We start from the raw sequence: 23,731 nt of genomic DNA, 5'->3' as shown, positions 1-23,731 counted from the left end.
AGACCACAATTCTTACTGAACAGACAGAGTTCACCGCCCCGCGCAAGTACGCGCTTCGAGCTGTCCAGCAAATTGTCGGCAGCCCGCGAATTCGGCCGGCAGCTGCTCCGGATGGCGCATTTCCCGGCAGAGTTCCCGGTAACGCAACATTCTGTTATCCGGATGCTGTCGCCAATTGGGCAGGCGCGGGCACCGTCATGGACCGGCAGCTAACCCGCAGGCTGCCATGATCGTCACGTGTTCCGGATTCTGTTCTTCTCGCCTCGCATAGCGCCCAATACCGGCAATGCAATCCGGACCGCGGCGGCCACCGGAGCCGAACTGCATCTTGTCGAGCCGCTGGGTTTCGACCTGTCCGAGCCGAAGCTGCGGCGGGCCGGGTTGGACTATCACGACCTCGCGTCGGTGACGGTGCATGCGTCGCTCGACGACGCCTGGACGGCGCTGGCGCCGCAGCGGGTGTTCGCGTTCACCGCGCACGCGACTCGGCTGTTCACCGACGTCCGGTATCAGCCCGGCGACGTGTTGATGTTCGGCCCGGAGCCCACCGGGCTCGATGCGACGACGCTTGCCGACAGCCACATCACCGACCGCATCCGCATCCCGATGCTGAGCGGACGGCGTTCACTCAATCTCGCCAACGCCGCCGCGGTCGCGGTGTACGAGGCGTGGCGGCAGCAGGGGTTTCGCGGCGCCCGCTGACGATGCGGAATGCGCAGCGTTCTGAGGAGGTAGTTACCAGGCGTTCCAGTGCGTGAGGTCCGCCGCGGGCAGCCGCTTGGCGGGCTTGAAGGCGGTGCCTTTGGTGTAGGCGATCGGGAACAGCCCACCCTGGCTGTACTTCTCGTAGGGAATCCCCACTATGTCGGCGACCTTCTCCTCGCCGCCGCGGATCAGGTGCAGTGTCGTCCAGCACGAGCCCAGCCCGCGCGAACGCAGCGCCAGGCAGTAACTCCAGACCGCCGGGAACAGCGACGCCCAGAAGGACACCCCGCCCAGTGGTTGCTTGTCCTCGCGCCCTTCGATGCACGGGATCATCAGGACAGGGGCTTCGTGCATGTGCTCGGCGAGATAGGTCGCCGAGTCTCTGACCGCGCCCATTCGTTCGCCCCGGGTGTCACCCTCGCCGTACTCGGGCGAGGGCGAGCTCAGGTAGGCGCGGGCGTTGGCCAGGTAGACGTCACCGATCGCCTTCTTCTTGTCGGCGTCCTCGACGAAAACCCATTGCCAGCCCTGCGAATTGGATCCGGTGGGCGCCTGCAGCGCCAAATCGAGACACTCCATCAGCAGGTCGCGGGACACCGACTTGTCGAAGTCGAGACGCTTGCGGACCGATCGGGTTGTGGTGAGGACTTCGTCGACGGACAAATTCAGGGTCATGCTTGGAGGCTACATTCGCAGCTATGAGCATCGAATTCCCGCAAGAGGTAGTCGGCAGGCTCGAGTCGGACAACTTTGGATGGTTGACCACCGTCGCCAAGTCGGGTCAACCGGTCCCCCGGCTGGTCTGGTTCTACTTCGACGGCGCCAAGCTGACCGTGTACTCCATGCCACAGGCCGCCAAGGTCGCCCACATCAAGGCGCACCCTGAAGTCAGCCTGAACCTGGATTCGGACGGTAACGGCGCCGGCATCATCGTGATCGGCGGCACCGCGGCGATCGACGCGACCGACGTGAATTGCCGCGACGACGCTCCCTACTGGGCGAAGTACGGCGAACAGGCCAAGGAGTTGGAATCGACCGAGGGGATCTCGATGGATGCGTTCAGCACCCGGTTGGCGATCACCCCGACCAAGGTCTGGACGACGCCGGGCGCATAGCACGGAGGCTCACCGGAAGTCACGGGACTTCGATCCGATCGTCAACGTGAGCTTGGCTATCCGCTCCGCCATGACAGTGATTGCGCCACTGGCGTTTTGGACCTGACCACGGATCAGCAGCGCCGACGACGTCTGCGCCACCTTGCGGTGCCGTGCCCACACTCCAGGTGTGCAGAGCACGTTGACCATCCCGGTCTCGTCCTCGAGATTGACGAACGTCACGCCCCGAGCGGTACCCGGCCGCTGCCGGTGCGTGACCGCCCCGGCGATCAGCACCCGCTCGCCGTCAGGCACCGACAGCAACGCGTTCGCGGGGATCACTCCCATCGCGTCGAGATCCGATCGCAGGAACTGCGTCGGGTAACTGTCCGGGGAGACGCCGGTGGCCCACACGTCGGCCGCGGCCAGTTCCACCTCGCTCATCCCCGGCAACGACGGGATGTGCGACGACGAGCCCACGCCCGGCAAGCGGTCCGGCCGCTGGGTGGCGGCCGCGCCGGCCGCCCATAACGCCTCCCGCCGGGACATGTCGAAGCAACGCAGCGCACCCGCGGTGGCCAGCGCTTCGGTCTGCGGCACGGACAGCTGCAGGCGACAGGTCAAATCCAGCAGTGAAGCGAAGGGCCCGTTGGCTTCTCGTTCTTCGATCAGCTTGTCTGCCAGGTCGTCGCCGATATGGCGAACGGCGCCCAGCCCCAGCCGAACCTCGGTGCCGGCATTCTCCAACGTGGCGTGGGTCAGGCTGGCCGCGACGCAAGGGCCGTGTACCGTCACGCCGTGCCGGCGGGCATCGGCCACCAGCGACTGCGGCGAATAGAAACCCATCGGCTGCGCACGCAGCAGCGCCGCGCAGAACGCCGCCGGATGGTGCAGCTTGAACCACGACGAATAGAAGACCAGCGACGCGAAACTCAGCGAATGGCTTTCCGGGAAACCGAAATTGGCGAATGCTTCCAGCTTTTCGTAGACCAAGTCGATCACGTCGTCATGGGCGCCGTGCATCCGGCGCATGCCGTCGTAAAACCGTCCGCGCAACTGCCGCATGCGTTCGGTCGACCGTTTGGATCCCATCGCACGCCGCAGTTGATCGGCCTCGGCGCCGGAGAAGCCGGCGCAGTCCACCGCGAGCTGCATCAGCTGTTCCTGAAACAGCGGCACTCCCAACGTCTTCCGTAACGCCGGCTCCATCGACGGATGGTCGTAGACGACCGGGTCGAGGCCGTTGCGCCGCCGGATGTACGGGTGCACCGAGCCGCCCTGAATGGGGCCGGGGCGGATCAACGCGACCTCGACCACCAGGTCGTAGAACACCCGGGGCTTGAGCCTGGGCAAGGTGGCCATCTGCGCTCGCGACTCCACCTGGAACACCCCGACGGAATCGGCGCGCTGCAACATCTCATACACCGCCGGTTCGGACAGGTCCAGCGCGGCCAAATCGACCTCGATGCCTTTGTGCTCGGCCACCAGGTCGATGGCGTAGTGCAACGCCGACAGCATGCCCAGCCCGAGCAGATCGAATTTGACCAAACCGATTGCCGCGCAATCGTCTTTGTCCCACTGCAGCACGCTGCGGTTTTCCATGCGGGCCCATTCCACCGGGCAGACGTCGGCGATCGGGCGGTCGCAGATCACCATGCCGCCGGAATGGATGCCCATGTGCCGGGGCAGGTTCTGGATCTGGTTGGCCAGGTCGACCACCTGCTCGGGAACGTCGTCGATGTCGGACGGTTGTGCGCCCCAGTTGCTGATCTGCTTGCTCCACGCGTCCTGCTGGCCCTGAGAGAAACCCAGGGCACGAGCCATATCGCGGACGGCGATCCGCGCCCGGTAGGTGATCACGTTGGCCACTTGAGCCGCGTAGTCGCGGCCGTATTTGTCGTAGACGTACTGGATGACCTTTTCCCGCTGATCCGACTCGATGTCGATGTCGATGTCGGGCGGCCCATCGCGGACCGGTGACAGGAAACGCTCGAACAGCAACTCGTTGGCGATCGGATCGACCGCGGTGACGCCGAGGGCGTAACAGACCGCCGAGTTGGCCGCCGATCCCCTGCCCTGACACAGGATGTCGTTTTCCCGGCAGAAACGGGTGATGTCGTAGACCACCAGGAAATATCCCGGAAATCGCAGCTGCTCAATGATGTTCAACTCGCGCTCGATCTGGGTGTACGCCTGCCGCGCGTGAGCCCGTGGGCCGTAACGGCGCTGGGCCCCCGCCATCGCCAGTTCGCGCAGCCAGCTGTCTTCGGTATGCCCGACTGGGACGTCAAACGGCGGCAACTGCGGGGCGATGAGCGACAGCCCGAATGCGCACTGCTCGCCGAGATCGGCCGCGGCGGTCACCACGTCGGGACGCTGCGCGAACAGCCGCGCCATCTCGTCACCGGACCGCAGATGCGAACCGCCCAGTGGGGCCAGCCAGCCGGCGGCCTCGTCCAGCGACTGCCTGGCACGTATCGCCCCCATCGCCATCGCCAGTCGGCGCCGCGACGGCGCGGCGAAATGCGCGCCGGTGGTCGCGACACTGCTCAGCCCGAATCGTGGTGCCAGTAGCGCTAATTCAGAGTTGACCTCGTCGTCGAGCGGGCAGCCGTGGTGGGTCAGCTCGACGCTGACCCGATCGGAGCCGAACCGGTCCACCAGGTCGGCCAGCGCCGCCAACGCCGCGTCCGGTCCACCGGCGGCCAACGCGCGACGGACATGACCTTTGCGGCAACCGGTGAGGATGTGCCAATGCCCGCCCGCGGCGTCGGTGAGCGCGTCGAAGTCGAAACGCGGCTTGCCTTTCTCGCCGCCGGCCAGATGCGCCGCGGCCAGCTGCCGCGACAGCCGCCGGTAGCCTTCCGGGCCGCGAGCCAGCACCAGCAGATGCGGGCCGGCCGGATCGGGATCGTCGGTCCGGGCACCCGGCCCCAGCGACAGTTCGGCGCCGAAGACCGTGCTGATGTTCAATTCCACCGCCGCTTCGGCGAACCGCACCGCCCCGTAGAGGCCGTTGTGGTCGGTCAGCGCGATGGCACGCAGGTCCAGCCGGGCCGCCTCCTCGACCAGTTCCTCCGGCGCACTGGCGCCGTCCAAAAAGCTGTACGCCGAATGCGCGTGCAATTCGGCGTACGGGACAGACGAGCCGACCGGCCGGCTGTCGTCCGGCGGCTGATACGCCGCGCGCTTCGGCGACCATGGGACCTCATCCGCGGGACCCCACACCGATGGTGTGCCGGAGCGGCGCGGTTTCCCGGCCAGCACCCGCTCCATCTCCGCCCAGCCCGGCGGCCCGTTGCTCCAACCCACCGGCTCAGTCTATCGAATATATGTTCGATAGGTCAGTCGTCGGGCCACCCCAGGGCGTTGAATACGGCAACCGGGTTGAGGTAGTCGCGCCAGTGCGCGATTTCCCGGTCGCGCACGGTGATCACCGAAATGAATCTGTTGGCGTAGGGACGGTTGCCGTCGACGGTGTGGCCTTCCGATGCATATTCAAGGACAGCCACTCCCCTGTTCGGGTCGTGATAGACGGACAGGTCGAAGCAGCGGTCCAGATGGATCGCATTGCCATACGGCCGGTAGAGCTCGGCGAGCGCCTGTCGACCATCCACCCTCGCCGGGTATCCGGGCACGGTGATCACATACTCCGTGACAACGTCCTCGGCCATCAGATCGAAGAAGTGGCCAGGCTCAACAAAGCCTTCCAGGCCCTGCACGATGATCTCGAAGAACGGATCGAGCGCGGCGAAATCGTCCAGGTTCGCAATAGGGTTTTTCATCGCTGCTTCCTTCCCCGTTCCAGCACAACAACATTCGCTCACATTCAAAAGTCCGATGGCCCCAAGGACGTTGTCCCAGCGAGATTCTCAGAAATCCTCAGACTAAGCCGTCATCGATGGAAACCGTTCGTCATGCGAGTAACACCATTGCATGATTTCCAACTGCGTTGCCACACAACCGACCCCAGTTGTTTACATGAATTAATCCCGACGCCACCTCTGACCGGTGGTCACCACGAATACTTGACCACTATCCCCAGCAGTGAAACGGCGGTGATAAGTCGTGGAGCAACTCAATACGCTCGACGCGGGCTTCCTCATGGCGGAGGATTCAGACCGCAACGTCAGTCTGGCGATCGGCGGAATCGCGATCATCGAAGGCTCGACGCCCAACTACGACAAGCTCAAATCTGTTCTGGCCGAACGGTTTAAAGCGATACCTCGCTGTACTAAGATGCTGCGCACCCAGCCCTTCGACGTCGGTGCGCCGCAGTGGGTCGACGATCCGGGATTCGACATCAGCCGCCACGTGCGCCGGGTGGCCGTCCCCCGCCCGGGCGGCGACAGCGAGCTGTTTCAGGTGGTCGCCGACGTGCTGGAGCGCCGGCTGGATCGGGATCGACCGCTCTGGGAGTGCTGGGTCATCGAAGGCCTCAAGGGCAATCGCTGGGCAATCCTGATGAAGATCCACCACTGCATGGCCGACGGCATCTCGGCGACGCGGATCCTCACCCGGCTCTGCGACGAGATCGACGGCGATGCGTTCGCCCGGCCCGCCGCCGCCCCACGCGCCGCCAGACGCCCACACCTCAAGCCGGTCCCGGACACCAACCCGCGCAGCAACCCGGTGACCAATCTGTGGCGGACCGCCACCGGCATCACCGGCACGGTAAGCCGGACGGTCAGCGGAGCCGCCGAGATCGCCGGCGGGTTGCTCCGACCGACCGCGGGATCGTCGCTGGTAGGGCCGGTCACCGCGATGCGCCGCTACCGCGCGGTGCGGGTTCCCCTGGCCGACGTCGAACAGATCTGCCGCAAGTTCGACGTGACCGTCAACGATGTCGCGCTGGCCGCGATCACCGAGGGCTATCGGTCCGTGCTGCTGCACCGCGGCGAAAAGCCGCGGCCGGACTCGCTGCGCACCCTCGTTCCGGTGTCGCTACGTTCGCACGACGCACTCGACAAGCCGGGCAACCGGCTGTCGATCATGCTGCCCTACCTTCCCGTCGAGCAGGACGACCCGATCCAGCAGTTGCGCATGGTGCACAGCCGGATGACCCGAACCAAGCAGGGCGGTCAGCGTCAGGCGGGAAACTTCGCCGTCACCGCAACCAGCTACGTCCCTTTCATGTTGTCCTCGTGGATGATTCGATTCCTCACTCGTCTGCCACAGCGGGGCATCGTGACGTTGGCAACCAACGTCCCGGGTCCGCACCGCCGGCTGCAGATGATGGGTCGCAATGTCGCGCGGCTGCTGCCGATTCCGCCGATCGCGTTGCAGCTGCGCACCGGCGTCGCGGTGATGAGCTACGCCGACGATCTGGTGTTCGGCATCACCGCCGACTACGACGCGGGAGCCGACATCGACGAGCTGGCCGACGGAATCAAGATCGGCGTGGCACGCCTCGACATGCTGAGCCAGGATTCCATCCTGCTGTTCGACCGGAAATCGGTCTGACGCCTACCGACTAGCCTGACAACCGGCGCCGCGACCGCGGGCCGGGAAGGCAGGCGGGCAATGTCGGTCACCATCGACCCGCGCCGCCACGACGCGGTGCTGTTCGATCTCGATCATCCGGACGCGCTCGCGGAACGACTGCGCGATGCCGGTGTCCGCTTCGCCCACAGCGATGCCGCAGACCTGATCGAGGCGGCGGACAAGCTGTCGGCGCGGCCGGGCCGGTGCGCGGTGGTGACCGGCACCGAGGACGGCGTGACGGCCGCACGCTCCGCGGGATTCGCGCTGGTGATCGGCCTCGACCCGACCGGGCACGGCGGCGCGCTGACCAGCCGCGGCGCCGACGCGGTGGTCGACGGCCTGCGCGACATCGTGGTCCGCACCGGCGACCGGCGGATGTCCGAGCTCCGCGACGGGCTGGAAACCCTGAGCCTGGTGGACGGACAACAGCCCGCGGTGTTCTTCGATTTCGACGGCACACTCTCCGAGATCGTCAATGACCCTGATTCGGCCCGGCTCGCCGACGGCGCTGCCGAGGCACTGACCGCGCTCAGCGCTCGGTGCCCGGTGGCGATCTTGTCCGGGCGCGATCTGGCCGATGTGCGGCAACGGATCGGTCTGCCCGGAATCTGGTACGCGGGCAGTCATGGTTTCGAGCTGACCGGCCCCGACGGCGCTCACCATCAGAATCCCGAAGCGGCGCAGAGTGTCCCGGTGCTGGCGGAGGCGGCGGATGAACTGTCCGATCTGCTCGGCGACATCCCGGGCGTGGTGATCGAGCACAAACGCTTCGGCGTCGCAGTGCACTACCGCAACGCTGCGCGTGACCGGGTCGGGGAGGTTGCCGCCGCGGTGCGGCGCGCCGGACAGCGCACCGCGCTTCGCGTCACGACCGGCCGTGAGGTGATCGAGCTTCGCCCGGATGTGGACTGGGACAAGGGAAGAACGCTGCGGTGGGTGCTCGATCACATCCAGCGCGAGGATGGCGGCGGCCGACTTCTGCCGATCTATCTCGGCGACGACATCACCGACGAGGACGCGTTCGACGCGGTGCTCGACGACGGAATCGGGATCCTGGTGCGGCACAGCGACGACGGCGACCGCGCCACCGCCGCCCGCTACGCGTTGGACGACCCCGACCGGGTGCGGGAATTCACCGAGCGGCTCGCGGATCAGCTCACCGGCTGATCGTCAGTCGTCTTTGTCTTTGTCTTTGTCGTCGTCGTCTTTGTGGTCTTTGTGCTTGTCGTCACCCGTCGCCAGTTCCAGCGTCGCCCAATGACTCGGGGAGATCAGCACAGTCCACTCCCCGGATTCGCGGCCCAGCTTGACGACGCCATTCTCGACTTCCCAATGCGTGCCGTCGTCGTAGTCGGTGGACTGCCCGTCGCTATACGTGAGTTTGAATGCCATGCCCGGGACTGCCACGTCGACGGCCCCGGTAAACCGGATGCAACAAATTAGGCCCGGTATTCCACCGCGCCGTCCTCGAGTACCAACCGGGCGTTACTGCCGTCTGGGCCGGCGGCCTCGGTCTGGAATACCGCCTTGCCGGGCTCGGTGCGCCAGATCAGCGTGGTCAGCGTCTCGCCGGGGAAGACCGGTTTGGTGAACCGGGCGTCGATCGAGGTGATGGCGCTGGCGTCGCCGTCGCCGAGCTCGGCGATCAGTGCGCGACCGGAGAACCCGTAGGTGCACAGCCCGTGCATGATCGGGCGGGGAAAGCCGGCCAGTTCCTTGGCGAAGTACGGGTCGCTGTGCAGCGGATTGCGGTCACCGGAGAGCCGGTAGATCAACGGCTGATCCTCGCGGGTCGGCAGGGCGACGCGCGCGTCGGGCTCACGGTCCGGAATCTCGGGCGCGACGGGTCGCTGACCGGGGTCTCCGCCGAACCCGCCCTCGCCGCGGATCACCAGCGTGGTCAGGGTTTCGGCGACCAGCGTTCCGGAGTCCGGGTCGGTGCCGCGGCCGCGCAACATGATGATCGCGTTCTTGCCCTCGCCTTTGTCCTGGATGTCGGCCACCTCGGTGACCACCGACAACTTGCCGGCGGGAGGCAGCGGCGCGTGCAGCCGGATGCCCTGCGAGCCGTGCAGCAGCATGGCCCAATTGAACGAACCGACCTTGCCGGCCGCACCGAACGCCGGGCAGCAGATCACCGCATACGTCGGCAGCACCTGCTGGTCGATGCCGTGGCTGTTCTCGGTGGTGAACGACAAATCCTCGGTACCGGCGCCGACACCGAGCGCATAGAGCAGCGTGTCGCGGTCGGTCCACTCGAACAGCATCGGTTCGGTCGTCGCGCCCACGGCCTTCGGGTCGATCGCCATTTCGGGCCTCCTCTGCATTCGATTCACCCGGCTATCCGTGGCAAACCCGCCACACTGAAGCCGCTGACAAGGCAGGCTATCGCTATGCGCTCTCGCACCATCATCTGGAAGGCTGTTGCCGCACTCGCCGCCGTCGTCATCGTCGGTGCCTGCTCGGGATCACCGCATCTACGCAGCATCACGCTGACCTTCATCCGGCACGCCGAGTCGCAGAGCAACGCCGCGCACGTCATCAACACCGACGTTCCCGGCCCGAGCCTCACCGAGGAAGGTCAGGCTCAGGCCGAACAGCTTGCCCACCAACTGTCCCGCAACAACTTCGACGCCGTCTACGCCTCCGACATGGTCCGCACCGAGGAGACCGCGGCCCCGCTGGCACACGCGCTGGGCAAGCGGGTCGAGATACTGCCCGGGCTGCGCGAGATCGACGCGGGCAAGTACAACAACACCCCGAACAAACGGGCCGACCTGACTTACCTGCTGGCACCGGCGGATTGGCTGAACGGCGACTTGAAAGACGCCGTCCCCGGCTCGATCAACGGTGTGCAGTTCAACGACCGGTTCACCGCCGCCGTGCAGAAGATCTACGACAGCGGGAGCAGCAGGCCGGTGGCGTTCTCACACTCCGAGTCGATCATGTACTGGACGTTGATGAACGTGAAGAACCCCAAGAACAGCCTGGCGACCAGCCACCCGCTGCCCAACCTCGGCCGGGTGGTGATCAACGGCAGCCCGGCGACGGGATGGACACTCGTCGACTGGGACGGCATCCGCGACTTCAGCTACTGATCGCATCTCAGCGGCAGTACGGTACTGGACAGTACTGCTGCTGTTGTCTTATCGTTAGTCGCTGTGACCGAGACTGCCCGACCGGGGGTTGAGTCTTCGCCCTGGTCACCGCGGGAAACCGAGCTGCTGGCCGTGACGCTGCAGCTGCTCCAGGAGCACGGGTACGACCGGCTGACGGTGGATGCCGTCGCGGCCAGTGCACGCGCGAGCAAGGCCACCGTGTACCGGCGCTGGCCGTCGAAGGCCGAGTTGGTGTTGGCGGCGTTCATCGAGGGCTGCCGCCAGATCGCGGTTCATCCTCAGACCGGTACGCTGCGCGGCGATCTGCTGCAGCTGGGACACGCGATCAGCCGGCAGACATCCGAGCAGGCCGGCACCATCCGCGCCGTGCTTGTCGAGATATCACGTCACCCCGCGCTTCGTGACGCGATGCAACACGAGTTCCTGGATCAACGGAAGGCCCTGATGCAGGACATCCTGCGCGACGCGGTCCTGCGCGGTGAGATCGATGCCGCCGCGATCGGCGACGAACTCTGGGACCTGTTACCCGGCTACCTGATCTTCCGGTCGATCATGCCCAACCGCCCACTCACCGAGCGCACGGTGGAAGCTCTGGTCGACGAGGTGGCCATCCCGAGCCTTACCCGACACCGAAAGGCCAACGGGTGAAGAGGATTTCGCTTACCCAATTCATCCGGCGACGGTGGATGATCCTGGTCGCCGTCGCGGTGGTCGCGCTGGCGGGGTTCGCGGTGGACCGACTGCACGACGCGTTCGTCTCGAAAAAGGACGCTTCAAGCGGCAGCGGGGCCTCCAACGAGATCGTTCCGTTCAACCCCAAGCAAGTCATCTATGAGGTCTTCGGCACCCCCGGATCCACGGCCACGATCAACTACCAGGACGTCCATGCCGCGCCGCAACGGGTCGACAACGTCCCATTGCCGTGGTCCTACACGATCACCACCACCGATCCCGCGGTGATCGCCAACGTGGTTGCGCAAGGCAACGGCAGCACGCTGGGCTGCCGCATCACCGTGAACGGCATCGTCAAAGCCGAAAGGACCGTCAACGAAGTGAGCGCCTACACCTTCTGCCTGGACAAGTCCGGATGAGCAATCACAGCAGTCGGCGTCCCGTCGTTCCGCACACCATTCACCGCTTGGCGGTGCCCATCCTGTTGTTCTGGTTGGCGCTGGCCGCGGTGCCGAATATCCTTGTGCCGCAACTAGAAGAGGTCGGCAGGCTGCACAACGTCGGCCTCAGCTCCCCCGAGGCGCCGTCGTATCAGGCGTTCAAACACATCGGCAAGGTGTTCCACGAGTTCGACACCGACAGTTCGGCGATGATCGTCCTGGAAGGCGACAAGCCGCTGGGCGCCGACGCCCACAAGTTCTACGACGCGATGGTGCACAAGCTGGAGCAGGACAAGAAGCACGTTCAGCACATCCAGGACTTCTGGGGAGACACGCTGACGGCAGCGGGATCCCAGAGCAGCGACGGCAAGGCCGCCTACGTTCAGCTGTTTCTGAATGGAGCTCAGGGCGAGGCGTTGTCCAACGAGTCCGTCGACGCGGTCCGCGCCACCATCGACCACATGCAGCCGCCGCCGGGCGTCAAGGCCTACCTCACCGGCGCCGCCCCACTGATCGCCGATCAATTCACCGAGGGCAGTAAGGGATCCAACAAAGTCACCGCGATCACCGTCGGCGTGATCGCCGTGATGCTGTTCTTCGTCTATCGATCGTTTTCCACCACGCTGCTGGTCTTGGCCACCGTCCTGATCGAGATGGCTGCGGCGCGGGGATTCGTTGCCTTCCTTGGCAGTATCGGGATCCTCCCGCTGTCGACGTACGCCACCAATCTGCTGACATTGCTGGTGATCGCCGCCGGAACGGACTACGCGATCTTCTTCGTCGGCCGATATCACGAAGCCCGCGGCGCCGGCGAAGAGCGGGAAGACGCGTTCTACTCCATGTATCGCGGCACCTCACATGTTGTCTTGGGCTCGGGCCTGACGGTTGCCAGCGCGGTCGCGTGCCTCAGATTCACCCGGCTGCCCTACTTCCAGAGCCTGGGCCTGCCCGCGGCGATCGGAATCCTGGTCGCCCTGGCCGCCTCGCTGACGCTGGGCCCCGCCATTCTGACGCTTGCCAGTCATTTCGGCCTGTTCGATCCCAAGCGAGTGCTGCAGACTCGCGGCTGGCGTCGCATCGGCACCGCCATTGTCCGTTGGCCCGCACCGATTCTCGTCGTCTCGATCGCCGTCGCGCTGATCGGTCTGCTCGCCCTGCCCGGCTACAAGACCAGCTACGACACCCGGCCCTACATTCCTGCCTCTGCCGCGGCCAATGTCGGATACACCGCTGCCGAGCGGCACTTCCCGCGCTCCCGGCTGGAGCCCGAACTGCTGATGATCGAGGCCGACCACGACTTGCGGAATCCGGCCGACATGCTGGTGCTGGACAAGGTGGCCAAGGGCATCGTGCACATACCCGGCATCGCTCAGGTGCAGTCGATCACCCGGCCGTTGGGGGCCCCGCTCGACCACAGCTCGATCGCATTCCAGATCAGCCAGCAAAGCATCGGCCAGGTTCAGAACCTCAAGTATCAGATGGACCGCGCGCAGGACCTCTTGAGGCAATCCGCCGAGCTGACCAAGACGATCGGCATCCTGCATCAGCAATATGCCCTGCAACAGCAGCTCGCCGGAGCCACTCACGAAGAGACCCAGAAGTTCCACGAAACCCTGGCGATCATTTCCGAGGTGCGAGACAAGCTCGCGAATTTCGACGACTTCTTCCGGCCGCTGCACAGTTACTTCTACTGGGATAAGCATTGCTACGACATCCCGGCGTGCTTCGCCCTGCGCAATACCTTTGAGGCACTTGACAGTATCGATCAGCTCACCGAGAAGTTCGAAGACCTGGTGGTCAGCCTGGACAAGCTCGACACGATCCAGCCGCAGCTGGTAGGGCTGATCCCACCCCAGATCGCCAGCCAGGAAATCAACCAGGAACTGGTGTTGAAGAACTTCGCCACCAACTCCGGTATCGCGAATCAGTCGGCCACCGCGAACGACAACCCGGCCGCGCTGGGGCAGGCCTTCGACAAGGCCAAAAACGACGACCTGTTCTACCTGCCGCCGGAAGTGTTCAGCAACCCCGACTTCAAACGTGGTCTGAAACTTTTTGTTTCACCCGACGGCAAAGCCGCTCGCATGATCATCACTCACGAAGGCGACCCGGCCGAGCCCGCGGCAATCTCCCACGTCGAGCCGATCAAGCTCGCCGCGCACGAGGCGGTGAAGAACACTCCGTTGGCGGGTTCGAGTTTCTACCTCGGCGGTACCGCGGCGACCTACAAAGACATCGGCGACATGGAGAGCTACGACCTGCTGATCGTCACCATCGCCTCGCTGAGCCTGATCCTGCTGATCATGATGATCATCACCCGTAGCCTGGTCGCCGCGATCGTGATCGTGGGTACCGTTGCGCTGTCGTTGGGTGCATCGTTCGGGCTGTCGGTGCTGGTGTGGCAGTACTTCCTGGGCATCAAATTGTATTGGGTCATATTGGCTTTGGCGGTCATGATCCTGTTGGCCGTCGGGTCCGACTACAACCTGCTGCTGATCTCCCGCTTCAAAGAGGAAATCCACGCGGGACTCAAGACCGGCATCATCCGCGCTATGGCCGGCTCCGGTTCGGTGGTGACCGCCGCCGGCGTGGTGTTCGCCGTGACCATGTGCGGATTCGTGTTCAGCGGTCTTCAGGTACTCGGCCAGATCGGCACCACCATCGGCCTCGGCCTGCTGTTCGACACCCTGATCGTGCGTTCCTTCATGACGCCGACCATCGCCACCCTTCTCGGCCGCTGGTTCTGGTGGCCGCTGCGGGTGCGCCCGCGGCCGGCAAGTCAGATGCTGCAGCCCTACGGATCGCGGCCCGCGGTGCGTCAGCTGTTGCTGTGGGACGACCCCGACGACATGAACGATCACGTCACACAGCGTTGACGTGCCGCGCCGCCGGGCGCACCATGTGTCTCATGCGTTATGTCGTTACCGGCGGTACCGGGTTTATTGGGCGCCGCGTGGTGTCCCGTCTTCTTGACGCCCGGCCGGACGCCGAAGTGTGGATTCTGGTGCGCCGCCAGTCGCTGGGCCGCTTCGAAGAACTGGCCGGCCAATGGGGCGAGCGGGCGAAACCGCTGGTGGGCGAGCTGACCGAGCCGGGCCTCGGGCTGACCGACGAGGCCATCGCCGAGCTGGGCGATGTCGACCATGTGGTGCATTGCGCGGCGATTTACGACATCACCGCCGGTGAGTCCGAGCAGCGCGCGGCGAACGTGGACGGCACCCGCGCCGTCGTCGACCTGGCGATGAGGCTGGATGCGACGCTGCATCACGTCTCGTCGATCGCGGTGGCCGGCGACTTCCACGGCGAGTTCACCGAGGACGACTTCGATGTCGGCCAGCAGTTGCCGACGCCGTATCACCAGACGAAATTCGAAGCCGAGCAGCTGGTCCGCTCGACGCCCGGCCTTCGGCGCCGGATCTACCGGCCGGCGGTTGTGGTGGGCGATTCGCGCACCGGCGAGATGGACAAGATCGACGGGCCGTATTACTTCTTCGGAGTGCTGGCCAAGCTGGCGGTGCTGCCCCGTCTGACGCCGATCATGCTGCCCGACACCGGGCGCACCAACATCGTCCCGGTCGACTACGTCGCCGACGCGTTGGTCGCCCTGATGCACGCCGACGCCTCGGACGGCCAAACATTCCACCTGGCCTCTCCGAAAACCATTGGGCTGCGCGGCATTTACCGTGGCATCGCCAGACCGGCCGGCTTGCCGCCGTTGCGCGGTTCGTTGCCCCGCTCGATGGCGACACCGGTGCTCAAGGTGCGCGGCCGACCCAAGGTGTGGCGCAACATGGTCGCGACCCAGCTGGGCATCCCGGGCGAAGTTCTCGACGTCGTCGACCTGGCGCCCACGTTCATCTCCGAGCAGACGCAGAACGCGTTGCGCGGCAGCGGGATTGCGGTACCGGACTTCGGCAGTTACGCGCCGGCGTTGTGGCGGTACTGGGCCGAACACTTGGACCCCGACCGAGCCCGCCGCGACGACCCGGAAGGACCGCTGGTCGGTCGGCACGTCATCATCACCGGCGCCTCCAGCGGCATCGGGCGCGCGTCGGCCGTCGCGGTCGCCGAACGGGGCGCCACGGTGTTCGCACTGGCCCGTAACGGCGACGCACTCGACGATCTGGTCGGCGAGATTCGCGCCAACGGCGGACAGGCCTACGCCTTCACCTGCGACGTCACCGACTCCGGTTCGGTCGAACACACCGTCAAAGACATCCTGGGCCGCTTCCACCATGTCGACTACCTGGTCAACAACGCCGGGCGGTCTATCCGCCGATCGGTGGTCAATCAGACCGATCGACTGCACGACTACGAACGGGTGATGGCGGTCAACTACTTCGGCGCGGTGCGGATGGTGCTGGCGCTGCTGCCGCACTGGCAGGAGCGCCGGTTCGGTCACGTCGTCAACGTCTCCAGCGCCGGCGTGCAGGCTCGCAGCCCGAAATACAGTGCGTATCTACCCACCAAGGCCGCACTCGACACGTTCTCCGAAGTGGTTGGCACCGAGACACTTTCCGACCACATCACGTTCACCAATATCCACATGCCGTTGGTCGCCACGCCGATGATCAAACCGTCGCGCCGGCTGAACCCGGTGCCGCCTATCACCGCCGAGCACGCGGCCGCGATGGTGGTGCGCGGGTTGGTCGACAAGCCGGCGCGCATCGACACCCCGCTGGGCACCCTGTCGGAGGCCGGCCTCTATTTCGTCCCCAAGCTGTCGCGGCGAGTCCTGCATCAGGTCTTCCTCGGCTATCCGGACTCGGCGGCCGCACGGGGGGAGGGAACTTCCGAAACTCCGGAAGTCCTTGCAGGGCAGCCATCGTCACGTCGCCCGAAGCGTCCGGCGCGCGCCGTTGTTGCCGGTGTCCGGGTGCCCGGGCCGGTCAAGTGGGCCGCGCGTCTGGTGCCCGGGGTGCACTGGTAGCAGTCCGCGTCCGAGGGCCAGTTCGGGTTACCCTGAAAACCGTGCCCGACGGTGCGGACTTGGACAACACGATCGGCGAAGCCGACGTCGTCCGGCGGGCGTTCGACAGCCTGCCGAGCTTCGTCGTCGCGTTCGCGGGTCCCGAACACCGGTACGTGGCCGCAAACGCCGCAACGCGAGCCGCGTTTCCGGCAGTCAGACTTGGAGTTCCGGCGCGGGAGTTGTTTCCCGAGTTCGAGGGTCAGAACCTGATCGACATTCTCGACCGCGTCTACCGCACCGGTGAGATTCAACAGGGTCGGGAGTGGCGTTTCCAAGTCGACGTCGACCATTCCGGAACTATGCAGGAGATCTTTGGCGACATCGTCGTCAGTCCGCGCACCGCTCCCGACGGATCCGTCGAAGGCACCCAGGTGATGCTCACCGACGCCACCGCTCAGGTGCACGAGCGAACGGCAGCCGAGGCCCGGGCGGCGGAGCTGTCCGAACGCTATACGCAGGTGCGCGATCTCGCGATCATGGTTCAGCGAGCGCTGCTTTCGCCATCGGTCCCGGTGCTGCCGGGCGCCGACATCGCGGCCGAGTACCTGGTCGCCACCCAGGACACCGGCGCGGGAGGCGACTGGTTCGAGGCGATGCCCGGCGATTCCGGGACGACGTGTCTCGTGGTGGGCGACGTCGTCGGGCACGGTGTCGAGGCGGCGGCGGTGATGGCCCAACTGCGGACGGCGATCCGCGTTCACCTGCTGTCCGGCCGAAGTATCGGCGAAAGCCTCACGGCGGTGGACGAATTCAGCAAATTCGTGCCCGGGGCGAGAGCCGCGACGCTGTGCATCGCCCGGCTCGACACGGCCAAGGGGACCTTCGAATACTGCACTGCGGGACACCCTCCTCCGCTGCTGATCAGTGACGGCGTCCCGCGATTCCTCGAGCCGACCGGCGCCGGTCCGCTGGGCAGCGGAATCGGCTTCCCCACCGCCACCGAACAGCTCGGGGTGGGCGACGCCGTGTTGCTGTACACCGACGGCATCGTCGAGCGCCCGGGCCGGCCGCTGGCCGCCAGCACCGCTGAGCTCGCCGACGTGGCGGCCCGCGTCCTGGAGGGCTCCGCATTCCCGATCGAGACCGCGACGCGTGCCGTCCAGCGCTTGTGCTCGCAGACGCTGGAGTTGATGCTGCGCACCACCGGCTACAGCGACGACGTGACTTTGCTTGCGGTGCAGCGACGTACACCGCCACCGTCGCTGCACCTGACCGTCGATGCGGGCATGCACGCAGCGCGAGAGGTGCGCGTCCCGCTGCGGGCCTGGTTGTCCGACATCGGCGCCGACGACCTGGACGTCATGATCATCGTGCAGATCGTGTCGGAGTTCGTCGAGAACTCCTTCGAACACGGCTACCGCTCGGCGGCCACCGACGTCATCGAGGTCGAGGCGAGCCTGGATGACGGCGGTATGGTGCACGCTTCGGTGACCGACCGCGGCCAGTGGAAGACTCCGTCGGCAGACCCGGGCATGCGCGGTCGCGGCCTGATGCTGGCGGATGCGTTGGCCACCGACAGCCACGTCGTCGGTGGGGACAACGGCACCCGCGCGTCGATCACACATCAGCTGAGTCGGCCTGCCCACATCGTCACCGAGCCCAACATTGCGCCCGTCGCTGCACAGGTCACCGCCCCGGAGTTCTCCGTCGGCGTCGTCGGCGACGAACGCCTGGTGGTCAGAGGAGATGTCGACAGCGCGGCCGCGCCGACGCTGGATACCCAGATCTCGCGCCAAAGTCGTTCGGGTACTGTGCCTTTGACGATCGAACTGTCATCGGTGACCCATATGGGGTCGGCCGGCTTGCGGGTGCTGGCCGAAGCGCTGGAGCGCTCGCGGCAGCGCGGCACCGAACTCGATCTGGTTGCACCACCGGGCAGCCCGGCCCACCACGTCTTGATGCTGGTCGGCCTGCCAGTTGTGACGGAGCCCGACGACAGCACAGCCGACCGCGTCGACTAGCCGGCGGGTATCGTCTTCGCAGTGGCCGCCGCCCCAGTTTTCGCCGACGTCGACACCGGTGTTGATGACGCCATAGCGCTGATCTACCTACTGGCAAGCCCCGACGCCGAACTGGTCGGCATCGCGTCGACCGGTGGAAATGTTGGGGTGAAACAGGTCTGCGAGAACAATCTTGGCCTGCTCGACCTGTGCCGCGTCGACGATGTGCCGGTGTTCCGCGGCGCCGATCATCCGCTGAATTCCTCGGCTTCCGGCGTCAGCGCAGTCCACGGGCCGCGTGGCCTGGGCTACGCCGACCTGCCGTCGACCGATCGGCAGCTGTGCGACGACGATGCGGCGACAGCGTGGGTCAAGGCGGCGCATCAGCATCCCGGTGAGCTGATCGGGTTGGCCACCGGGCCGCTGACCAATCTGGCCCTGGCGTTGCGCAAGGAGCCTGCGCTACCGGCACTGCTGCGCCGATTGGTGATCATGGGCGGCGCGTACGACTACCGCGGCAACACCAACCCGGTGGCGGAGTGGAACATCGCATTCGACCCCGAGGCGGCGGCCGAGGTGTTCGCCGCCTGGTCCCCCGCAACTGCGCGAGAGTTTGCGCCGCAACATCTTCCGATCTTGTGCGGGCTGGACGTGACCCGAAAGATCGCGATCACACCGGACATCCTCGCCCACCTGGCGGCCGCGGCCGACTCGACGACCATCGCATTGAGCGCCGAGGACCAGCGGGGAACCCGGTCGGCGGCGTCCAACCCGCTGATTCGGGTGATCGAAGATGCGACGCGGTTCTACCTGGAGTCCTATCACGATCTGGGCCACGGTTTTCTGGCACATCTGCACGATCCGTTGGCCGCAGCGGTTGCGTTGGACCCTCAGCTCGTCGACTCCCGGCAGGCGACGGTGGACGTCGAACTGGTCGGGATGCTGACCCGCGGCATGACCGTCACCGACTGGTCGGGACGATGGGGCCGAAAACCCAACGCGCTGATCGCCGTTCAGGCAGACCCGACCAGATTCTTCGACCGCTTCATCGAGCGGGTGGGGCCGTTCGCCGCTCGGCTGGGGTGACCGCGACACGCTGTTATTCGTAGATTCCCTCCAGATACCACCTCCTTTGCCGGTAGCACAGCAGCAGCGCGGCACCCGGATCAGACCTACGCCCACCGTGCAGCAACACCTGGGCCCGAGCCGTACGGCCCGCCGACACATCTGGATCCCACCATCGTTCGTCGACCGGCCACGGTCCGGCCCACCAGCGCAGCCGGTCGTCGCGGTCGCGGGAGGTCAGCCGTGCGGGATCGGCGGAGAACAGCCCACGGCTGGTGACTCGAATCGAATTACCCTGAGCATCAAGCAGTTCCACCGGGTCGTCGAGCAGCACCGTTGGTGACGGCTCGGGCAGTTGACCGGGCCAGGGCAGACCGGGGTCGGCGCGCGGCACCGGCTCGTCGCCCAGCGGCGTCAACGTGATCCGTTCGGCCGGCCCGCGACCGCCGGACAACACCGGCACCTGCACCGCCTCTGGACCGAGCAGACCCTGTACCCGCACCAGCGCGCGGCGGGCCCGCATCCGGTCTTCTTCGCCGAGGCCACCCCACAGCGGTAACTGCAACGCCCCCGCCGACACCACCTCCACCGCCTGCAGTCGAAGCTGCACCACCGGCGCGGTAGGTCGATCCGCGACAATGCGGGTGTTCAACCAGCCGTCCAACTGCCAGCGCACCCGGTCGGCGGTGGCATCCTCGGTCAACGGTTCTGCGCATCGCCAAACCCGGTTCAGCTCTTCGCCATTGGCGGTGACGGCGTGGACAGCCAGCCGGGTGCATCCCACCCCGGCGGCCATCAACATCTGGTGCAGCGCGGCGGCCAGCGAACGTCCGGCAAATGCCGCGGCGTCGACCCGGTCGATCGGTGGATCGCACGGCAGCACGGCGTCGAGTTCGTCCGGTGGTTCACGCCCGGACGGCCCGCGTTCCGGCTCACCGCGAGCGAACCGGTGTGCGCTCACCGCGTCCGCACCGAACCGGGAAGCCACATCGGTGCGCGACAGGGCCGCGAACTGTCCAATGGTGCGAATTCCCATCCGCCACAACAGATCTGCCAGATCGGCGCGGTCCGGGCCGGACAGGCTGGGCTCGGTGGCGAGTTGCCGGATCGACAGCGCCGACAGAAACCGCGCATCCTGTCCCGGCTGCACCACACGGCCTGCACGTGCGGCGAAAACCGCGGTGGACAGCTGATCGGCTATCCCGACCTGACATTCGGCGCCGCCGGCGGCCACCGCATCGGTCAACCGCTCGGCGGCCTGCTGCTCGGATCCGAAGAAGCGGGCCGCCCCGCGCACCGGCAACACGACCAGACCAGGACGCAACACCTCGGCGCGAGGCACCAGATCGTCCACCGCCGCGACAACCCCTTCGAAGTAGCGGGCATCGCGATCCGAATCGGCGGCCACCACATGCAATTGCGGACACCTGGCCGACGCCTCGCGGCGCCGCAGCCCACGCCGCACACCTACCGCGCGGGCCGCCGACGAACAGGCGATCACCCGGTTGGCCAGCGTGACGGCGACCGGGGCCGTCGCTGGCAGACCCGCGGCCGCCGCGGCGGCCACCGCGGGCCAATCCATGCACCACAACGCCAATACCCGGGACGCCACGACTACCCCGTCCGGGCCCGCCGGATCGCCCGGCCCTCGGCGCACACCTCGAGCCGAACCTTGCTGATCCGCCCGAACCCTGGCGTTTGCGTCGTGGTCTCGTAACCGCAGACGCGAGCCGTGAGCCGGATCGACGCGCCCTGCCAGTCGCCATCGGTGACCAGCAGCGTGCAGCCTTTCTGGTGGGCACGGGCTACCACGGCCCGGGCCCGTGTCAGCGGCACCGAGCGCCCGCCCAGCGCCAGCACGATCAGATCCATCCCGTCCATCAGCACCGCCGCCACTTCCACCGGGTCGGCCCCGGGGTCCGGGATCACCGCGAGCCGGCTCAGGTCGGCTCCCATTTCCACGGCGGCCAGCAAGCCGATATCCGGTTGGCCGACAACGGCCGCGTTCCCGCCAGCGGCTGTCACCGCCGCGACCATGCTCACCGGCAGCGACCGGGCGCCGGACAGCACCGCAACCGACCCCCGTGGCAACGCATCTGGCAACAACTCCGTCAGCAACTGCGGAACTGGGAGCCGGGCTTGCGAATCCGGCAGCAGGTCAGCCACGGGGGTAGGAGCGTGGGCGTGGCCGCGTCGAGACGAGCCGACCTTGCCAGACACCGCCGCCATCTGCCGGCGCAGCTGTTTCAGCTGCTCAGCACGGTCGAACTGCGGCTGCTCGGAGGCGAGGACTGCCGTCATCACTTACTCCTGCGGTACGGGTGTTACTACTGATGTTCGAATGTATGTTCGATAGAATCAGTCAACACCCACCCACCGACAAGGTCAAGCGGAACTCGAGCCAGCAAACTCAATTCAACCTTTATCTGATCGTGTTCTTGATGTGACGGCGGTCACTCACTGTTGTTGACGTGACTTGAGTGCCTGAGGCGCACCTCAAGCAGATTGAGGAGCGGGATGCCGGCGCTGGACGATTCTCGTGACTGGATTTCACGCGCGACCGTATGGCGGCGCGTCCTTGTCGCAGGGGTCGTGTGCGCACTTGTAGCTTGGGGTGTTTGCGTGGCACGTGCGACGCCGTGGACTCCTACCGCGGTCCTGCGCGTCGGCAGCTATCAAGGGATTCCCGGGCAGTACTCGAGCATCCAGGCAGCGATCGATGCCGCCCGTCCCGGGGACTGGGTGCTCATCGGGCCGGGCGACTATCACGAGACCGGCAGTCGCGTTCCGCCCGGGGCCGCAGGCGACGAGAAGGCAGGGGCCGCCGTGCTGGTGACCACGCCGAACATCTGGTTGCGCGGCATGGACCGCAACGGAGTCGTGCTCGACGGCACTAAACCGGGTGCGCCACAATGCAGCTCGGCGCCGGGCGACCAGAACCTCGGCCCGCTCGATTCCAACGGCGTCCCGGCGGGTCGAAACGGTCTGATCGTCTTCAAGGCTTCCGGTGTCAGCGTGGAGAACCTGACCGCCTGCAATTTCCTCTCGGGCGACCTCACCCCCGGCGACCAGATCTGGTTCGACGGCGGCGGTTCGACTGGCATGCAGAAGATCGGAAGCTGGCGCGGCGCATACCTGTCGGCCACCTCGAGCTTTTACGGCGGCGAGAACCAGAACACCCAGTACGGGATTTACGCTTCCAACACCTTCGGGCCGGGGCTGTTCACGCAGGTGTACGCCAACAACATGGGCGACGCCGGGTTCTACATCGGCGGCTGCCCGAACTGCAACACGATTCTCGACCACGCCCACACCCAGAATTCGGCCGAAGGATATTCGGGAACCAACTCCGGCGGCCACTTGATCATTCAGAACTCCGAGTTCGACCACAACTACATCGGGATCGTCACCAACAGCCAGAACAACGACGACCAACCGTCGCCCCAGTCCGGCCACTGCCCCGGCATCGAGCTCGGTCCGACCGGGACCCATTCGTGCTGGCTGGTCACGCATAACTCGGTGCACGACAACAACAACCCCAACACGCCATCCAACTCCGAAGTCAGCGGTGTCCCCGTGGGAGTCGGCGTCCTGATCGTCGGTGGCCGGTACGACACCGTCTATGACAACGACATTCACGACAACGGCGCGTGGGGTGTGTTACTGGTTCCCGAGGTCGACACCGAGGCGTGGATACCGATCGCCCACTGCAAGGGTGGTGTTGGCCTGAAGGGATTGTCGTTCTGCTACTACGACGACTGGGGCAACGAGATCGAGAACAACACGTTGAGCCACAACGGCTTCTTCGGCAACCAGAGCAACAGCGACCTCGCCGAGATCTCCAACCTCGCCTATCCCGGGAATTGCTGGCACGGCAACGTCGATCCCTCCGGAAAAGCGATCAACGCCAAGCACTTTCAGCTCGGCCGAGCAGGAGTTACGAGTGCCCCGCCCTTTCTGCAGCTATTCCCTCACAGCATCTGCGGGATACCGGACGCGGGCGCTGGGCTCATCAGCATCCTCAGCCTGCAAGTCGCCTGCAATTCCGAGTTTCTCGGCCCGTGCCCGGACAACACCTCGTACGCGAACTACCCGCGCCCGAGCGGGGTCCAGCTGATGCCGCTGCCGCCGCAGCCGAGTATGCCCGACCCCTGTCTGGGCGTGCCGCAGAACCCCTGGTGTCCTAACAATCCGACCAGCCAGCCGCCGTACCCCGTGCCCGGGTCGACCGTCATGTGAG

At 66.0% G+C, this 23,731-nt stretch carries 19 protein-coding genes; 12 read left to right on the top strand and 7 right to left on the bottom strand.

Translation table 11 applies throughout. The features are described 5' to 3' along the window. Positions 1-237 precede the first annotated feature (237 nt). Entirely contained in the window at positions 238-702 is a 465-nt protein-coding gene (locus tag G6N27_RS21890) for a tRNA (cytidine(34)-2'-O)-methyltransferase (protein WP_163780075.1), read from the top strand. Positions 703-735: 33 nt separating this feature from the next. On the opposite strand, the gene G6N27_RS21885 is transcribed toward G6N27_RS21890, so the two are convergent. After that, the gene (locus G6N27_RS21885) at positions 736-1,380 is read right to left on the bottom strand and encodes a nitroreductase family protein (RefSeq protein WP_163780072.1); all 645 of its coding nucleotides are present in this window, start codon (positions 1,378-1,380) and stop codon (positions 736-738) included. A gap of 23 nt (positions 1,381-1,403) precedes the next feature. Here G6N27_RS21885 and G6N27_RS21880 point away from each other — a divergent pair, with 23 nt between their 5' ends. Beyond that, positions 1,404-1,820 (top strand): TIGR03667 family PPOX class F420-dependent oxidoreductase, encoded by a 417-nt coding sequence (locus tag G6N27_RS21880; protein ID WP_163780070.1) that lies wholly within the window; start codon positions 1,404-1,406, stop codon positions 1,818-1,820. 9 nt (positions 1,821-1,829) lie between these two features. Here the strand turns inward: G6N27_RS21880 and G6N27_RS21875 are convergent, their stop codons facing one another. After that, positions 1,830-5,111, bottom strand: a complete 3,282-nt coding sequence (locus tag G6N27_RS21875) for an error-prone DNA polymerase (protein ID WP_179963318.1) — start codon at positions 5,109-5,111, stop codon at positions 1,830-1,832. Positions 5,112-5,143: 32 nt separating this feature from the next. After that, positions 5,144-5,584, bottom strand: a complete 441-nt coding sequence (locus tag G6N27_RS21870) for a nuclear transport factor 2 family protein (RefSeq protein WP_163780068.1) — start codon at positions 5,582-5,584, stop codon at positions 5,144-5,146. 283 nt (positions 5,585-5,867) lie between these two features. Between G6N27_RS21870 and G6N27_RS21865 the strand changes: the two genes are divergently transcribed. Both G6N27_RS21865 and otsB read left to right on the top strand, forming a co-directional pair. Next, positions 5,868-7,262, top strand: coding sequence for a WS/DGAT/MGAT family O-acyltransferase (locus G6N27_RS21865; protein WP_163780066.1), 1,395 nt, complete (start codon positions 5,868-5,870; stop codon positions 7,260-7,262). Between the two features lie 60 nt (positions 7,263-7,322). Then, entirely contained in the window at positions 7,323-8,450 is a 1,128-nt protein-coding gene (otsB, locus tag G6N27_RS21860; protein WP_163780064.1) for a trehalose-phosphatase, read from the top strand. 3 nt (positions 8,451-8,453) lie between these two features. Here otsB and G6N27_RS21855 read toward each other — a convergent pair whose 3' ends face one another. Then, the gene (locus tag G6N27_RS21855) at positions 8,454-8,675 is read right to left on the bottom strand and encodes a hypothetical protein (protein WP_163780061.1); all 222 of its coding nucleotides are present in this window, start codon (positions 8,673-8,675) and stop codon (positions 8,454-8,456) included. 47 nt (positions 8,676-8,722) lie between these two features. Beyond that, a complete protein-coding gene (locus G6N27_RS21850; protein ID WP_163780059.1) occupies positions 8,723-9,592 on the bottom strand; it encodes a MaoC/PaaZ C-terminal domain-containing protein in 870 nt (289 codons plus the stop codon). Between the two features lie 84 nt (positions 9,593-9,676). Between G6N27_RS21850 and G6N27_RS21845 the strand changes: the two genes are divergently transcribed. The 7 genes from G6N27_RS21845 to G6N27_RS21815 are packed head-to-tail and all read left to right on the top strand — an operon-like array spanning position 9,677 to position 19,512. After that, on the top strand, positions 9,677-10,381 hold the full coding sequence (locus tag G6N27_RS21845) for a histidine phosphatase family protein (RefSeq protein WP_163780056.1): 705 nt from the start codon (positions 9,677-9,679) through the stop codon (positions 10,379-10,381). 24 nt (positions 10,382-10,405) lie between these two features. Next, positions 10,406-11,050, top strand: coding sequence for a TetR/AcrR family transcriptional regulator (locus tag G6N27_RS21840; RefSeq protein WP_372512945.1), 645 nt, complete (start codon positions 10,406-10,408; stop codon positions 11,048-11,050). After that, on the top strand, positions 11,047-11,493 hold the full coding sequence (locus G6N27_RS21835; RefSeq protein WP_197746513.1) for an MmpS family transport accessory protein: 447 nt from the start codon (positions 11,047-11,049) through the stop codon (positions 11,491-11,493). Before G6N27_RS21840 ends, G6N27_RS21835 begins: the two co-directional genes overlap by 4 nt. Beyond that, positions 11,490-14,390 carry an MMPL/RND family transporter gene (locus G6N27_RS21830; RefSeq protein ID WP_163780052.1) on the top strand — a complete coding sequence of 967 codons (2,901 nt, stop codon included), beginning with the start codon at positions 11,490-11,492 and terminating at the stop codon, positions 14,388-14,390. Before G6N27_RS21835 ends, G6N27_RS21830 begins: the two co-directional genes overlap by 4 nt. 32 nt (positions 14,391-14,422) lie before the next feature. Further along, positions 14,423-16,444, top strand: a complete 2,022-nt coding sequence (locus G6N27_RS21825) for an SDR family oxidoreductase (RefSeq protein ID WP_163780050.1) — start codon at positions 14,423-14,425, stop codon at positions 16,442-16,444. A 41-nt stretch (positions 16,445-16,485) separates the two neighbouring features. Beyond that, on the top strand, positions 16,486-18,447 hold the full coding sequence (locus tag G6N27_RS21820; protein WP_163780047.1) for a SpoIIE family protein phosphatase: 1,962 nt from the start codon (positions 16,486-16,488) through the stop codon (positions 18,445-18,447). A 21-nt stretch (positions 18,448-18,468) separates the two neighbouring features. Further along, positions 18,469-19,512 (top strand): nucleoside hydrolase, encoded by a 1,044-nt coding sequence (locus tag G6N27_RS21815; protein ID WP_163780046.1) that lies wholly within the window; start codon positions 18,469-18,471, stop codon positions 19,510-19,512. Between the two features lie 13 nt (positions 19,513-19,525). On the opposite strand, the gene G6N27_RS21810 is transcribed toward G6N27_RS21815, so the two are convergent. Beyond that, entirely contained in the window at positions 19,526-21,073 is a 1,548-nt protein-coding gene (locus tag G6N27_RS21810) for a DNA polymerase Y family protein (protein WP_163782137.1), read from the bottom strand. 32 nt (positions 21,074-21,105) lie between these two features. Further along, positions 21,106-21,792, bottom strand: a complete 687-nt coding sequence (locus tag G6N27_RS21805) for a hypothetical protein (protein ID WP_163780043.1) — start codon at positions 21,790-21,792, stop codon at positions 21,106-21,108. Between the two features lie 321 nt (positions 21,793-22,113). Between G6N27_RS21805 and G6N27_RS21800 the strand changes: the two genes are divergently transcribed. Beyond that, the gene (locus G6N27_RS21800) at positions 22,114-23,730 is read left to right on the top strand and encodes a hypothetical protein (protein ID WP_163780041.1); all 1,617 of its coding nucleotides are present in this window, start codon (positions 22,114-22,116) and stop codon (positions 23,728-23,730) included. The last annotated feature ends 1 nt before the right edge of the window (position 23,731 follow it).

The organism is Mycobacterium cookii, from assembly GCF_010727945.1.
In the GTDB taxonomy this organism is placed as follows: domain Bacteria; phylum Actinomycetota; class Actinomycetes; order Mycobacteriales; family Mycobacteriaceae; genus Mycobacterium; species Mycobacterium cookii.
The sequence above is the reverse complement of the archived record's forward strand: the minus strand, read 5'-3'. Positions and strand labels throughout refer to the sequence as shown.